The sequence below is a fragment of the Pseudoxanthomonas sp. 3HH-4 genome (assembly GCF_006716465.1).
Lineage (GTDB): Bacteria > Pseudomonadota > Gammaproteobacteria > Xanthomonadales > Xanthomonadaceae > Pseudoxanthomonas_A.
In genome coordinates, this window is record NZ_VFPB01000001.1 from 36909 (window position 1) to 51379 (window position 14471).

The 14471-nt window shown below is 67.3% G+C and carries 10 protein-coding genes and 1 pseudogene; 9 read left to right on the plus strand and 2 right to left on the minus strand.

The features are described 5' to 3' along the window. The first annotated feature begins 21 nt into the window (after positions 1 to 21). The 4 genes from FB548_RS00180 (at position 22) to tatC (ending at position 2429) form a co-directional block, all read left to right on the plus strand. Complete coding sequence (locus FB548_RS00180) at positions 22 to 879, plus strand: lipid-binding SYLF domain-containing protein (RefSeq protein ID WP_142122773.1); 858 nt, start codon at positions 22 to 24, stop codon at positions 877 to 879. 84 nt (positions 880 to 963) lie between these two features. After that, entirely contained in the window at positions 964 to 1185 is a 222-nt protein-coding gene (tatA, locus tag FB548_RS00185; RefSeq protein ID WP_062353690.1) for a Sec-independent protein translocase subunit TatA, read from the plus strand. Between the two features lie 24 nt (positions 1186 to 1209). Continuing rightward, entirely contained in the window at positions 1210 to 1680 is a 471-nt protein-coding gene (gene tatB / locus FB548_RS00190; RefSeq protein ID WP_142122774.1) for a Sec-independent protein translocase protein TatB, read from the plus strand. Continuing rightward, a complete protein-coding gene (gene tatC, locus FB548_RS00195; RefSeq protein WP_142122775.1) occupies positions 1677 to 2429 on the plus strand; it encodes a twin-arginine translocase subunit TatC in 753 nt (250 codons plus the stop codon). The genes tatB and tatC overlap by 4 nt, the downstream gene beginning before the upstream one ends. Before the next feature lie 114 nt (positions 2430 to 2543). Here tatC and FB548_RS00200 read toward each other — a convergent pair whose 3' ends face one another. After that, positions 2544 to 3425 (minus strand): BPSS1780 family membrane protein, encoded by an 882-nt coding sequence (locus FB548_RS00200; protein WP_142122776.1) that lies wholly within the window; start codon positions 3423 to 3425, stop codon positions 2544 to 2546. A 32-nt stretch (positions 3426 to 3457) separates the two neighbouring features. Further along, entirely contained in the window at positions 3458 to 4183 is a 726-nt protein-coding gene (locus FB548_RS00205) for a glutamine amidotransferase (protein WP_345775909.1), read from the minus strand. 83 nt (positions 4184 to 4266) lie between these two features. On the opposite strand from FB548_RS00205, the gene glyQ reads away from it, so the two are divergent. The 5 genes and pseudogenes from glyQ (at position 4267) to FB548_RS00230 (ending at position 14462) form a co-directional block, all read left to right on the plus strand. Further along, entirely contained in the window at positions 4267 to 5196 is a 930-nt protein-coding gene (glyQ, locus tag FB548_RS00210; protein WP_142122778.1) for a glycine--tRNA ligase subunit alpha, read from the plus strand. A gap of 168 nt (positions 5197 to 5364) precedes the next feature. After that, on the plus strand, positions 5365 to 7542 hold the full coding sequence (glyS, locus tag FB548_RS00215; protein WP_142122779.1) for a glycine--tRNA ligase subunit beta: 2178 nt from the start codon (positions 5365 to 5367) through the stop codon (positions 7540 to 7542). 248 nt (positions 7543 to 7790) lie between these two features. Further along, complete coding sequence (locus tag FB548_RS00220; protein WP_142122780.1) at positions 7791 to 9575, plus strand: autotransporter assembly complex family protein; 1785 nt, start codon at positions 7791 to 7793, stop codon at positions 9573 to 9575. A gap of 36 nt (positions 9576 to 9611) precedes the next feature. Beyond that, positions 9612 to 13402, plus strand: a pseudogene (locus tag FB548_RS00225) (translocation/assembly module TamB domain-containing protein); the annotation flags it as partial. 1 nt (position 13403) lies between these two features. After that, a complete protein-coding gene (locus FB548_RS00230) occupies positions 13404 to 14462 on the plus strand; it encodes a winged helix DNA-binding domain-containing protein (RefSeq protein ID WP_142122781.1) in 1059 nt (352 codons plus the stop codon). The last annotated feature ends 9 nt before the right edge of the window (positions 14463 to 14471 follow it).

Below are 14471 nucleotides of genomic sequence, written 5' to 3' on the forward strand. Positions count from 1 at the left end.
AATCCGCTTCTGGAGCTCCCCATGAACCGCACGTCCCGCCGCCTGCTGCCGCCCACCGCCCTCGCGCTCGCCGCCGCCCTGTTCGCCGGGCAGGCCATCGCAGGTCCGAAGGAGGACGAGCGTGCGAACAATGCGGTCCGCGTGCTCAATGAAATCCAGCGCATTCCGGAGAACGGCATCCCCGACAAGCTGCTGGACGAAGGCAAGGCCATCATCGTCATCCCGGACACGCTCAAGGCAGGATTGGTGATCGGCGGCCGTCGTGGCCACGGCCTGATGTCGGTGAAAAGCGCCGATGGCAGCTGGTCGCAGCCAGTCTTCATCAAGCTCACCGGCGGCAGCATCGGCTTTCAGGCCGGCGTGCAGTCCTCGGACGTGGTGCTGGTATTCCGCAATGACCGCTCGCTGGACTCGATCGTCAATGGCAAGTTCACCCTGGGTGCGGATGCCGGCGTGGCCGCAGGCCCCGTTGGCCGCAATGCCAGTGCTGCCACCGATGGCCAGCTGAAAGCCGAAATCTGGTCGTGGTCGCGCGCGCGCGGCCTGTTCGCCGGCGTGGCACTGGATGGCGCCGTGCTTCAGATTGATGACGAGGCCAACACTTCGGTCTACGGCAGCGCCGCGACGCCGCGTGCGATCTTCGAGAGCCGTGCCGGCCAACCTTCCAGCGCCGTGGTCGGTTTCCGCGACCAATTGGAAGAGGTCACTGAACTGGCCCGGGGCAACCGCGGCACCACGGGCACTTCCACGCAGGTGGCGGCCTCCACGCCCGCGCCCGTCACCGCACCGGTCGTGGTGGAAGCTCCCGCACAGGCGCAGGGGTTCGAACCGGTGCAGGACGGCGAAGTACGCACCGAACCGCTGGACGGCAACCCGTAACGGAAGTAATGGGCGGTGGATCGCCATCCCCGCGGTCCGGCTGCGCTATCCTGAGCGCCCCGACTTTTCCAGCGAGTACACACCATGGGCGGTTTGAGCATCTGGCATTGGATCATCGTGCTGGTGGTCGTGTTGCTCGTCTTCGGGACTAAGCGCCTGCGCAACGCCGGCCAGGACCTGGGCGAGGCGGTCAAGGGCTTCAAGAAGGGCATGAAGGACGACGACAAGCCGGCCGGCCAGTTGAACGACCAGTCGCGCACCGACGAGTCCAGCGCTGCCAAAGAGCGCGACCGCGACGCCAACTGATCGCGCGGCATCGCGGCCGCGGCCATGTTCGACATCGGTTTCAGTGAACTGCTGGTCATCGCCATCGTTGCGTTGATCGTGCTGGGTCCCGAGCGCTTGCCCAAGGCGGCGCGCTTCGCCGGCCTGTGGGTGCGTCGCGCGCGTGCGCAGTGGTACTCGGTGAAGGACGAGCTGGAACGCGAACTCGCCGCCGACGAGCTGAAACGCAACCTGCAGGACGCCAAGGACGCGATGCGCGAAACCGAGCAACGCATCCGCGACAGCGCCCGCGAAACCGAGCAGCAGTTCGAGGAAGTGCGCCAGGCCGCGCGCGACGACGCCAAGGCCTTGCACGATGACGTCGCATCGGCGATCACGCCACCCGCGCTGGCAAGGCCGGCCGCGGCGACCGAACAGGCGGCCGACGCTGTCGACACGCCCCCCGGTGAGGCCGCCACCGACGCGCCCGAAACCGGCACCACGGCCGACCTGTTCCCGCCGAAGGAGACGCGATGAACCGCGAATCCTCGAACCATGAAGCCGAAAGCAGCCTGATGGAACATCTGCTGGAGCTGCGCACGCGGCTGGTGCGTGGATTGGCGGGCACGGGCGTCATCCTGCTGGCGTTGCTGCCCTTCGTGCGCCAGCTCTACGACCGCCTGGCGCAGCCGTTGATTTCGCAGCTGCCGGCCGGCCAGGCCGCGCAGATGATCGCCAGCGACCCGACCTCGGGCTTCTTCGCACCGATCAAGCTGGCTTTCTTCACCGCCCTGTTCCTGTCCTCGCCGTGGCTGCTGTACCAGGCGTGGAGCTTCGTCGCCCCCGGGCTGTACAGGCATGAGAAGCGACTGGCGATGCCGCTGCTGGCGTCGGCCATCGTGCTGTTCTATGCGGGTTGCGCGTTCGCGTATTTCCTGGTGCTGCCCAGCGTGTTCCACGCACTGACGGTATTCACGCCGGACATCGTGACGCTGGCACCAGACCCTGCGAAGTACCTGGACTTCGTGATGGTGATCTTCCTGGCGTTCGGCGTGAGCTTCGAGCTGCCGGTGGCGCTGGTGATCATGGTGTTGCTGGGCTGGGTGACACCGCAGCAACTGCGCGAGGGCCGCGGCTACGCGATCGTCGGCGTGTTCGTCGTCGCCGCGCTGATCACCCCGCCGGACGTGGTGTCGCAGCTGATGCTCGCCATCCCCATGTGCCTGCTGTACGAACTGGGCATCGTCGCGGCGAGCTGGCTGAAACCGCGCCCCGATAGCGCCTGAGCAGTCGCGGCAGCAAGCGCGCCGCAGCGCGCCCGGATGGAGAACCATCGCGCTTTAGCCACCCGGTCGCCTCGTAGGGCGGGCCCTGGCCCGCCGCATGGCGATGTCGGAGGCTCAGACCTCGATCCGCGTAGGCGCAGCCGGGCTATCCGGTGCGACTGCCCCGTCACCCAGCATCTGCCGCCATGCCGCGTATGCCGCACCAGCCAGCACCGGCATCACCACCGCCATCAGGGTGAACTGCCACAGCCCCATCGCGATGGTCGCGCCCACTGCCAGCGCCAGGATCGAGGCCACGAGCAAGGAGCCGATGCCGACCGCGAAGATGGCGATTCCCGCCAACAGGTAGAACACCAGCATCGCGGTCCAGTTGTGCAGGCAGGCGCGCAGGCTGTTGCGCATGGCCTCCATGACATGGGCGCCCGAAAAGAGGATCTGCGGCGAGGCGATGAAGGTCATCCACTTCACGGCCACGAAGACGGTCGCCACCAGCAGCAGCCACAACAGCAGGCGACCGGCAGGCAGGCCTTCCACGAGGGCAGGATCGGGTTGCCCCCCTGCTTCGGCGATGGTCTGCATCTTCTGGTAGACCTCGGCCAGATGCTGGAGTTGTTCGGTGCCCACCAGTACGAACAGCAGCGCGCCCATCACCAGGGCCGCGAGCAATTGCGGCAGCAGGGTGGCCAACAAGGCAGGTGCATGGCCGTCGCGCACCGGCTGCAGCAGGTTCGAGGGTTGCGCGGCACGACCCTGGTCCACTTCGCGCACGGCCCAGAGCATGCCTGCGAAGAACAGCGGACCGGCGAGCACCAGCAGGAACTGCATGGCCACCGTCATGGCAGGCAGCGTGACGGCTACCAGCATCACGCCCATCGATAGCAGGCCCCACAGCACGGCCAGCGTGGCCAGCGGCACCGGCGCGCGCTTCAGCAGCGCGAAGCCTGCCAGCAGCCATTCCGCGCCGGCACTGGCCGGCACCTTGTTGATCGTCGACATCGGGGTTCTCTGGAGAGGGTGCAGCGGTGGACTCAGCGCGCGTGCAGGCCACGCGCATGGCGGACGAACCGCCGCAATAGTTTGCGGGCTTGCGGCGCCGCCGTCACGCTGCGCGCGATGGTGCCCGGGCAACGGCCTTCGCTGCGCAGGTGGTCGGCGCGGGCGTGCACATAGCCACGCATGTGGTGGGTGGCGAATTCGGGATGGAACTGCACGCCCCAGGCGTGGTCGCGCCAGCGGAACGCATGGCAATCGTCCTGCTCGGAACGCGCCAGCACGGTGGCGCCCTCCGGCGGCCGCGCCACGGTCTGCACATGGGTGGCGTGGGCGGTGAACTTCAGCGGCAGCGCGCCGAACAGTGGGTCGTCCTGCGCCTGCGGATGCAGGTCGATGTGGACCGTGCCGGATTCGCGCCCGGCAGGGTTGTAGGCCACCTCGCCACCCAGCGCGTGCGCCAGCAGCTGGTGGCCGTAGCAGATGCCCAGCAGCGGCAGACCTTCATGGGCCGCGTCGCGCAGCCAGTCCGCACTGCGTTCGCTCCAGTCGGCCCGGTCGGTGACCATCGCGGCCGAGCCGCTGACGATGACGCCGGCAAAGCCTTCGCGAGGCGGCAATGCGTCGCCCCGCTCCACGTTCACCACCACGGTTTCGTCCGCCTCCAGCCCGGCCGCCACGCGGATCCAGTGCGGGAAGCCGCCATACCGTCGCATCGAGCGCACCGGCTGGCCGGTTTCAACGATGAGAAAAGGGGCTTTCACGGCGGCATCCACGACGGCAAACATCAGCGGGAAAAGGGCTTGCCCGTATACTAGCCCGCTTTTCCGCAGTGCACGATAAGTCGATGACCGGACAGACAATTTCACCGGCAACTTTCCAGGGCCTGACATTCCAGAACCTGATCCAGACGCTGAACCAGTACTGGGCCGACCAAGGCTGCGTGCTGATCCAGCCGCTGGACCTGGAAGTGGGCGCCGGCACCTTCCATCCGGCCACGTTCCTGCGTGCGCTGGGGCCAGAGCCGTGGAATGCCGCCTACGTGCAGCCCAGCCGCCGCCCCACCGATGGCCGCTACGGCGAGAACCCCAACCGCCTGCAGCGCTACTACCAGTACCAGGTGGTGATGAAGCCCAACCCCGACAACATCCAGGAGCTGTACCTGGGTTCGTTGAAGGCGCTGGGCATCGATCCGCGCGTGCACGACCTGCGCTTCGTCGAGGACAACTGGGAATCGCCGACGCTGGGCGCCTGGGGCCTGGGCTGGGAAGTCTGGTTGAACGGCATGGAAGTCACCCAGTTCACCTACTTCCAGCAGGCCGGCGGCCTGGAATGCCGCCCGGTGCTGGGCGAGATCACCTACGGGCTGGAACGCCTGTGCATGTACCTGCAGAACTGCGACAACGTCTATGACCTGGTGTGGACGGTCGGTCCGCAGGGCGTGGTGAAGTACGGCGATGTGTACCACCAGAACGAAGTCGAACAGAGCACCTACAACTTCGAGCATGCCGATGTGGCGGAGCTGTTCCACCGTTTCGACGCGTGCGAGAAGGAAGCGCTGAAGCTGGTCGACGTGGGCCTGCCGCTGCCCGCCTACGAGCAGGTCTGCAAGGCCAGCCACAGCTTCAACTTGCTGGATGCGCGCCGCGCGATCTCCGTGACCGAGCGCCAGCGCTACATCCTGCGCGTGCGCAAGCTGGCGCAGGCGGTGGCCGAGGCTTATTACGCGCAGCGGGAGAAGCTGGGGTTTCCGGGATTGAAGAAAGACACCGAATAAAGCCCCTCTCCCCTCGGCGACCGCAGGAAGTCCCTGTGGGAGAGAGGGGTTGGGGAGAGGGGCGATGGAGTCCCGATGGTTTGGCCGTCATGACTCCGCTCGCCCCTCATCCGCCCTTCGGGCACCTTCTCCCGCAGGGAGAAGGGAACAACTCAAGGTTGCATGCACATGAGCGAACAAAAATCCCTGCTGATCGAACTCGGCACCGAAGAGCTGCCGGTCAAGGCGTTGCCCGGGCTGGCGCAGGCCTTCTTCGACGGCGTGATCGGGGCTCTGGAAAAGCGCGGTATCGGCTTCGAACGTGGCGATGCCAGGCCCCTGTACACACCGCGCCGCCTGGCAGTGCTGCTGCCGGCCGTGAACGTGGAGCAGCCTGAGCAGAAATCCGAAGTGCTGGGCCCGTACCTCAACATCGCGCTGGACGCGAACGACGTGCCGACCAAGGCGCTGGAAGGCTTCGCTGCCAAGGCCGGCATCGACTGGACGCAGCTGGAGCGCACCACCGACGGCAAGGGCGAGCGCTTCGTCCACCGCGCGGTGAAGCCGGGCGCGAAGACCGCCGCGCTGCTGCCCGACATCGTGCGCGAGGCCATCGCGGGCATGCCGATCCCCAAGCCGATGCGCTGGGGCGATCACGACTATGCGTTCGCGCGGCCGGTGCATTGGCTGGTGCTGCTGCTGGGCAAGGACGTGGTGGAGGCCGATGTGCTGGGCGTGAAGTCCGACCGCATGAGCCGAGGGCACCGTTTCGAACACGACAAGCCGGTGTGGATCGGCAACCCGGACGACTACGTGGACGCCCTGCGCGGTGCCCGCGTATTGGTCGATCCAGAGGAACGCCGCACGCGCATCGTCGCCGAGGTGCAGCAGGCAGCGGCGCAGGCCGGCGGCAGCGCGCGCATCACCGACGACAACCTGGAACAGGTGATCTGCCTGACCGAGTGGCCGGCCGCGGTGCTGTGCAGTTTCGAATCCGCATTCCTGGCCGTGCCGCAGGAAGCGCTGATCGAGACGATGGAGATCAACCAGAAATTCTTCCCGGTGCTGAGCGACGGCGGCAAGCTGACCGAGCATTTCATCGGTATCGCCAACATCGAATCGCAGAACGTGGAGGAAGTCCGCAAGGGCTACGAGCGCGTGATCCGTCCGCGTTTCAGTGATGCGAAGTTCTTCTTCGACGAAGACCTGAAGCAAGGTCTGGCGTCGATGGGCGATGGCCTGAAGACCGTCACGTACCAGGCCAAGCTGGGCAGCGTCGCCGACAAGGTCGCGCGCGTGGCCGCGCTGGCGGAAATCATCGCCGCGCAGGTCGGGGCCGATCCGGCCCAGGCACGTCGCGCAGCGGTACTGGCGAAGAACGACCTGCAGTCGCGCATGGTCAACGAGTTCCCCGAGCTGCAGGGCATCGCAGGTCGCCACTACGCCCTCGCCGCTGGCGAGCCGAAGGAGATCGCGCTGGCCATCGACGAGGCCTACCAGCCCCGCTTCGCCGGCGACGATATCGCGCTGTCGCCGCTGGGCAAGGTCCTGGCGATTGCGGAACGGCTGGATACGCTGGCGGGTGGATTCGCTGCTGGGTTGAAGCCGACCGGCAACAAGGATCCGTTCGCGCTGCGCCGTAATGCGTTGGGGTTGGCGCGGACGGTGATTGAGAGTGGGTTCAATCTGGATATCCGCTCATTGATTCAGAAGGCGGCCGAACTCGTCATGTTTGCGATGTCCGACGTGTATCTGCGCACGAAAGTGGCTGCCGCTGAATCCGCGCGCGAGAAGGGAGTAGATGCGCCCACAACACACAGCCAGCAAAGGTCATTGGTAGAAACCAATTTCCAAGAGATTTATCCGTTTATTCTTGATCGCCTACGCAGCTATTACGCAGAGAAAGGCGTGCCTGCTGCTCATTTCAGTGCGGTTGCTGAGCTGGATCCTGCCCCGGCCTCGCTCTACGACTTCGACACACGCTTGGATGCCATCGGCACCTTCGCCACGCTGCCGGAAGCCGAGGCATTGGCCGCGGCCAACAAGCGCATCGGCAACATCCTGAAGAAGGCGGACATCGCCATCCCGCACGCGATCGACCGCACGCTGCTGACCGACCCGGCGGAAAGTGCGTTGGCCGAAGCGGTGGAGGCCGTGCTCGGCGAGACCGACGAGGCCCTGCACCACCACGACTACGTGACCGTGCTGAACCACCTCGCCCGCCTGCGCCCGCAGGTCGACGCGTTCTTCGACAGCGTGATGGTCAATGCCGACGATCCGGCCGTGCGCGCCAACCGCCTTGCGCTGCTGAAACGCCTGGCCGACCGCTTCCGTGCGGTCGCGGCCATCGAGCATCTGTCGAGCTGATGGTTTCCTTCTCCCCGCGCGCGGGGAGAAGGTGCCCGGAGGGCGGATGAGGGGCCAGCGCGGCCACTCATCAGGCTCCGACGCATCCTGTCTCAGTTCGCCCCTCACCCGCCTTCGGCTCCCTCTCCCCGCGTGTGGGGAGAGGGAGCTCCCGCATGCGGCGGTCAACGGCGCTTCGCGGGAAACGTGACCTGAAACTGCGCGCCCACCCTTCACTCCACTTAACCATCACCGGTTATCCTGCCCGCATGCGTCGACTCCCCCGCTTCGCCACTGCCCTGTTCCTCCTTGCCGCGACCAGCCACGCCGGTGCCGCGGCCATCGTCGACAAGGTGCAGATCGAAGGGCTCGACAACGAGTTGATGATCGAAAACGTCAACACCGCGCTGTCGCTCAACGACTCGCTCGGCAAGCGGCTGGGCGAGTCTCGGCTGGAATACCTGCTGGGTGAAGCCGTCGCCGAAACGCGCGAAGCGTTGGAGCCATTCGGCTACTACTCGCCCACCATCACCGTGGATGCCCCGCGCACCGAAGGCGCCAATGACGAGCGGCTCACCATCACCCTGCGGGTAACCCTCGGCGAACCCGTGCGCGTGCGTGGACGCGACCTGTCCATCGAGGGCGAAGGCGGCGACGACCGCTATCTGAAGGAAGACCTGGACGCGTTCACGCCGAAGGTCGGCGAGATCTTCGACCACACCACCTACGAAGCCAGCAAGCTGACCATCGTGCGGCGACTGGCGGATCGCGGTTACTTCGATGCCGACTTCACCCACCGCCGGGTGGAAGTCACGCGGGCCGAACACGCCGCCGACATCGCGCTGGGTTGGGTCAGCGGCATCCGCTACGACATGGGCCCGACCACCTTCCATCAGGACAAGTTCGACCAGGGATTGTTGGACAAGCTGGTGTACTGGGAGGAAGGCAGCTATTTCCACCAAGGCAAACTGGACCGCCTGCGTGAATCACTGGTCGGCCTGGACTATTTTTCCAGCATCGACATCCAGGCCAATCCGGACAAGGCCGAGGACGGCCGCGTGCCCGTGGACGTGAACCTGGAGCTGGCCAAGCGCGACATCTACACCGCCGGCGTCAGCTACGGCACCGAGAGCGGCCCCGGTATCCGGCTGGGCCTGGACCGTCGTTACGTGAATTCGCGCGGTCACAAATTGTCCACGCACCTGGATTACGCACAGAAGCGCAAGACACTGCTGACGCAGTACCGCATTCCCGCGTTCAAGTGGCTGGACGGGTGGTACACCGTTGGCGTGCAGGCCAGCGATGAGCAGACCGACTATATCGACCTGCGTCATGTCGAATTCACCGGCAGCCGCAGCGGCCAGGTCAGCGAGGACTGGACGGCGGTGGCGTCGATCCACGCGCTGCGCGAGCGCTGGCGTTATGTCGAAGACGACCCGGTCAGCGGCCTGCCGGACACCACCGTGCAGTACGCCACGTTCACCTACCCGTCGCTGCGCGCGGACTACACCAACTCGCCGGTCGGCTCGAACCGCCCCGACCAGCTGGCCGGGTCCATCCTGCTGCGCGGCGGCGTGGAAGGTGCGGGCTCGGACGCCAACTTCCTGCAGTTCCACATGCGCGCGCGCTGGTCGCAGCGCTACAAGACGAACAGCACGCTGATCGTGCGCGGCGAGTACGGCCACACCTTCACCAGCTCGCTCGTCGCCATGCCACCGTCGCTGCGTTTCTTCGCGGGCGGTGACCGCAGCATCCGCGGTTATGCCTGGCGCGAAGTCGGTCCGCGCCGCGGCGATTACGCGCTGGGGGCGAAGAACGTGCTCACCAGCAGCGTGGAGTACGAGTTCTATCCGAAGGGCGGCCCGTACGGTGGCGCAGTATTCGTGGACACCGGCAGCGCCTTCGACGGCACCCGTCCCGATCTGAGCACCGGCATCGGCGTGGGCCTGCGCTGGCGCTCGCCGGTGGGGCCGGTGCGCCTGGACCTGGCGCATGGCCTGAATGACCCGGATTCCAGCTTCCAGATCTACCTCAACATCGGGACCGATCTGTGAAGAAGCGCGTACCCGACAACCTGACGCCGGAAGAGCGCGACGCCCGCATCGCCGAGTTGCGCGCGCGCCGCAGGGCACGCATACGCACGCTGGCGATCCGCAGCGCCATCGGCACCGGTGTGCTGGTGCTGCTGCTGTGCATCGGCCTGTACTGGCTGCTGCAGACGGTCGCGGGGCGCGACATGCTGCTCGCGCAGATCAAGGCACGACTGCCGGCCGACGCCTCGCTGGAATACAGGGAAGTGGACGGCCCGATCGCGGGCCCGCTGACGCTGCGTGGCGTCGACTTCCGCTGGGACAAGATCCGCTTCACCGCCGACGAAGTCTACCTGGAGCCGGACCTGCGCCCGCTGCTCGGCAAGCGCCTGCGACTGGATGTGCTGAAGCTGCGCGGTGCGATGCTCGATGTGCCGGAAAGCGACGAGCCGTTCGAGCTGCCGCACTGGCCCGACATGCTGCCGCAGATCGAGATGCCGCTGGCGATCCAGGCCGACCGGCTGGAGGTGGACCGCTTCCTGATCCGCCAGAGCGGGCAGCCCCTGATCGACATCGTGCATGCGGGCGGCGGCATCGATATCGGCGACGGCTACGTGCAGGCCGAGAAGCTGGCCATCGCGAGCGATCGCGGCACCTTCGGCGTGCATGGCCGTTACGAACCCCGCGACGGCTACGAAACCGACCTGACGGCCACCGGCGTGTTCGCGGCCGCTGGCGGGCGCACCCCCGCCCGCATCGGACTGGTCGCACGCGGGAATCGCGCCCGCATGAACGTGGGCATTTCCGGTGCCGCGCCCGCGCCGTTGCGCGCCACGCTCACGCTGCGCGGCGAAACCAGGCCGACATGGAACCTCGCCGCGAAGACAGAGGCGCTGGACCTGTCGCTGCTGGGCGTGATGGAGGATAGTGCGCCCGTCTCTTTCGACCTGGTGGCCAAGGGTGCGGGCGGTGCCGCGGACCTGCAGGGCACCGTGCAGCAGGGCGACATCGCCGTGGTGATCGAACCTTCGCATGCGCGCATCGACGGCGAAGTCCTGACCGTGGAGCCGTTGGCGATCCGTGCGTTCGACGGCTATGCCGCGCTGCGTGGTCGCGCGGACTTCACCGTGCCGGAGAACCCCACCTTCCGCTTCGCGGTGAACGCACGCGGCCTGCGCTGGGGCACGGAAGCGGACAGCATGATCGGTGCCGAGGGCGATTTCGGCGTGGCCGGCAAACTGGAAGCATGGGCCGCCATCGGCAAGGCCACGCTGACCCGCGGCGACGACAGCGCGGTGGTGGAGTTCGATGGCCGTGGCGATGCCGAACGCGTGCAGTTGGAGAAACTGCAGGCACGCATGCCCACCGGCACGCTGGACGCCACCGGCATGGTGGGTTGGTCCCCCGTGCTGGACTGGGACGTGAAGGCGACGCTGGCCGGTTTCGATCCCGGTTACTTCGCGACGGGCTGGAACGGCACCATCTCGGGCGATCTCGCCTCGAAGGGAAGCCAGCGCGAGGATGGGTTGTTCCAGGGCACGCTGGACGTGCCCAAGCTCGCCGGTCGCCTGCGCGACCGTCCGCTCGACGCACGTGGCACGTTCGCGCTGGACGGCAACAACGGTGAAGGCGATCTTGCGCTGTCACTGGGCGGCAGCCGGGTCACCGCCAAAGGCAAGGTCGGCGACACACTGGACGTGAACGCCACTTTCAGCCCGCTCAACCTGGCCGACCTGCTGCCTGACGCCAGCGGCACGCTGGCGGGCACGGTCAATCTCACCGGTGCACGCACGGCGCCGGACATCCTCGCCGATCTCGGCGGTGAGAACCTGCGCTGGAACGACTGGAGCGCCGGTGCCCTCAGCCTGCGTGGCCGCCTGCCCTGGCGCAGCGGCAACGGCGACCTCACGCTGCAGGGCCGCGCCGTGGAGGTTGGCACGGTGCTGGACAGCGTCAACCTCGCTGCGCGCGGGGCGGTGGAGGACCTGCGCTTCGAGGGCGATGCCCGCAATGCCATGGGCGCGGTCGCGTTGTCCGGTTCGGCGCAGAAGCGCGGCGCCAACTGGCAGGGCACGCTCGACGCGCTGCGCATCGCGCCGTCGAAGGGCAATCCGTGGACGTTGCGGCAGCCGGCGCGATTCGCGCAGAACGGCGCCAACTGGACACTGTCGGAGAGCTGCCTGGCCTCGGACATCGGCGGCGCCCTGTGCGCCAGCGCCGACTGGCCGCGGCAGGGACTGCAGGTGCGCGGCGATGCGTTGTCGCTGGCACTGGTGCAGCCGTGGCTGCCGCCCAGCAACGGCCGCCCGCTGACGCTGCGCGGCGAGTTCACCCTCGACGCGACGCTGCGCCCCGCCGGCAATGCATGGCAGGGCGAAGTGCATCTGGCCTCGCTGGATGGCGGCCTGAAGATGGGCACCACCGCGCGCGGCGAGATCATCCGTTACGACAACTTCACCCTCGACGTGGACTTCACTCCGCAGCGCATCCAGGGTCGCCTCGGCACCGGCTTCAAGGGCGATGGCTATGTCGACGCCACGTTCAACACCGGTTGGGATGCGTTCGCGCCGTTGAAGGGCGACCTCTACTTCCACAACTCGCGGCTGTTCTGGATGGAACTGTTCTCGCCGGACCTGGTGCGCCCGCGCGGCAAGCTGGCCGGGCACATCGGCGTGACCGGCACGCGTGGTCAACCGCTGTTGAGCGGCGAAGCCACTCTCACCGAGTTCACCGGTGAGTTGCCCGCGCTCGGCGTGTCGCTGGCAGAAGGTGGCGCGGAACTGGTCGCGCTGTCCGACGGCAGCGCACGCATCGACGGCAGCATGAAGACGGTGTCGTCCACCGGCGGCACCGGTACCGGCGGCGTACTCAACGTGGCCGGCACGCTGGGCTGGAACAACGACACCACGCCGCTGCGGTTCCAGGTGCGCGGCGACAACGTACTGGTCGCCGACACCACCGACCTGCGCGCCGTCGCGTCGCCGAATATCCAGGTGGGCTTCGCCGACAACACCATCCTCGTGCGCGGCGAAGTCGGCATTCCTTCGGCCACCATCGACGTGGAGAAACTGGATGACGGCGTGTCCGCCTCGGAAGACGTGGTGGTGCTGGATCCCGCCGATCCCGAACGCGCGCCGAGTTCGCGACTGGACCTGGACCTCGCGCTCAAGGTAGGCGACGAGGTCAACCTGAAGGGCTATGGCCTGGAAGGCACGCTGGCCGGCACCCTGCACGTGCGCTCGCAGCCCGGCCGCGAAATGCTGGGCACGGGCCGCCTGGACGTGGACGGCCGCTATGAAGCCTACGGGCAGAAACTGCGCATCACCCGCGGCGAACTGACCTGGAGCAACAACGCGATCTCCGATCCGCGCATCAACATCCGCGCCGAACGCGAGGTGGCCAGTGCCAGCGTCACCGCCGGCATCGACGTCACCGGCCGCGCCAGCCAGCCGCGCGCACGCGTGTGGTCGAATCCTTCGTTGTCCGAATCCGAAGCGCTGGCGTACCTGGTGCTTGGCCGTTCGCTCAACACCGCCAGCAGTGACGAAAGCCGGCAGATCAACGCCGCTTCGTCCGCACTCGGCGCGGGTGCGGGCCTGCTCGCATCGCAGCTCGGCGCGAAGATCGGCCTGGACGATGCCGGCGTGCTGGAGTCGCGCACGCTCGGTGGCTCCGTGTTTGGCGTGGGGAAATACCTGTCGCCCAAGCTGTACGTGAGCTACGGCGTATCGATGGTAGGTTCCGGTTCGGCCGTGACCCTGAAGTACCTGCTGCGCAAGGGCTTCGACGTGGAGATCGAATCCAGCACCATCGAGACGCGCGGCTCGATCAACTGGCGCAAGGAGAAGTAGCGTGCTGCCGTCGCTGACGGCGCGGCGCCTGCATGCGCAGGGCATCAGCGCGCCTGCCGCGGCATCCCCCGCTGGTGCGGTGCGCCACCTGTGCGCGATGCAGGCGCAGGACTACCACGCTGCATTGTGGGCTGTCGGCCTGCGCACCAAGGGCGCCACGCTGGCGCAGGTGGAGGATGCGATCGCGGGCGGCGAGATCGTGCGCACCTGGCCGATGCGCGGCACGCTGCACCTGCTGGCGCGCGATGACGTGCGCTGGATGGTGGCGCTACTGGCGCCGCGCGTGCAGGCCGCCAATGCTGCGCGCATCTCCCGCGAATTCGGTTTCGACATGCCCACCCTGGCACACGGCCGCCGCGTGATGGAGCAGGCGCTTTCCTCCGGCACGCCGGTCACGCGATCCGACCTGTATGCACGAATGGAGACTGCGGGTATCGCAAGCGCCCACCAGCGCGGCCTGCACCTGCTGAACTGGCTGGCGCACGAAAGCGTGATCTGCCAGGGACCTCGGCATGGCAAACAGCCGACCTTCGTACTGATGGATGCCTGGGTCCCGCCCAGTGCACCGCTCGGCCGCGACGAAGCCCTGCACCGGTTGACGCAGCGTTACCTGCAGGGCCACGGGCCGGCGACTGCCGCCGATCTCGCGTGGTGGTCGGGACTGACGCAGAAAGATGCGCTGCGGGCGCTGACGCTCGCCGACTCCGCGCTGGAGAAGGAGACGCATGATGGTACGACGTGGTGGTGGCGAGCCGACGCTCCCGTCACCGCACGGTCGCGCGCCATCCACTTGCTGCCCGCGTTCGACGAATACCTGATCGGCTACCGCGATCGCGCACCGGTGCTGGATGTCGAGCATACCCGGCGCGTGATCAGCATCAACGGACTGGTGTCGGCAACGGCGATCATCGAGGGCCGCGTGGCGGCGACATGGAAGCGCGCCACGGCCAGCAACACCGATATCGCGCTCGAGCCGCTCCGCGCGCTGGAGGAAGCCGAGCACACCGGCATCCACCGCGCGGCGCAGCACTGGCGACGCTTCCTCGGCGACGCCCGCTGACGACGCGGC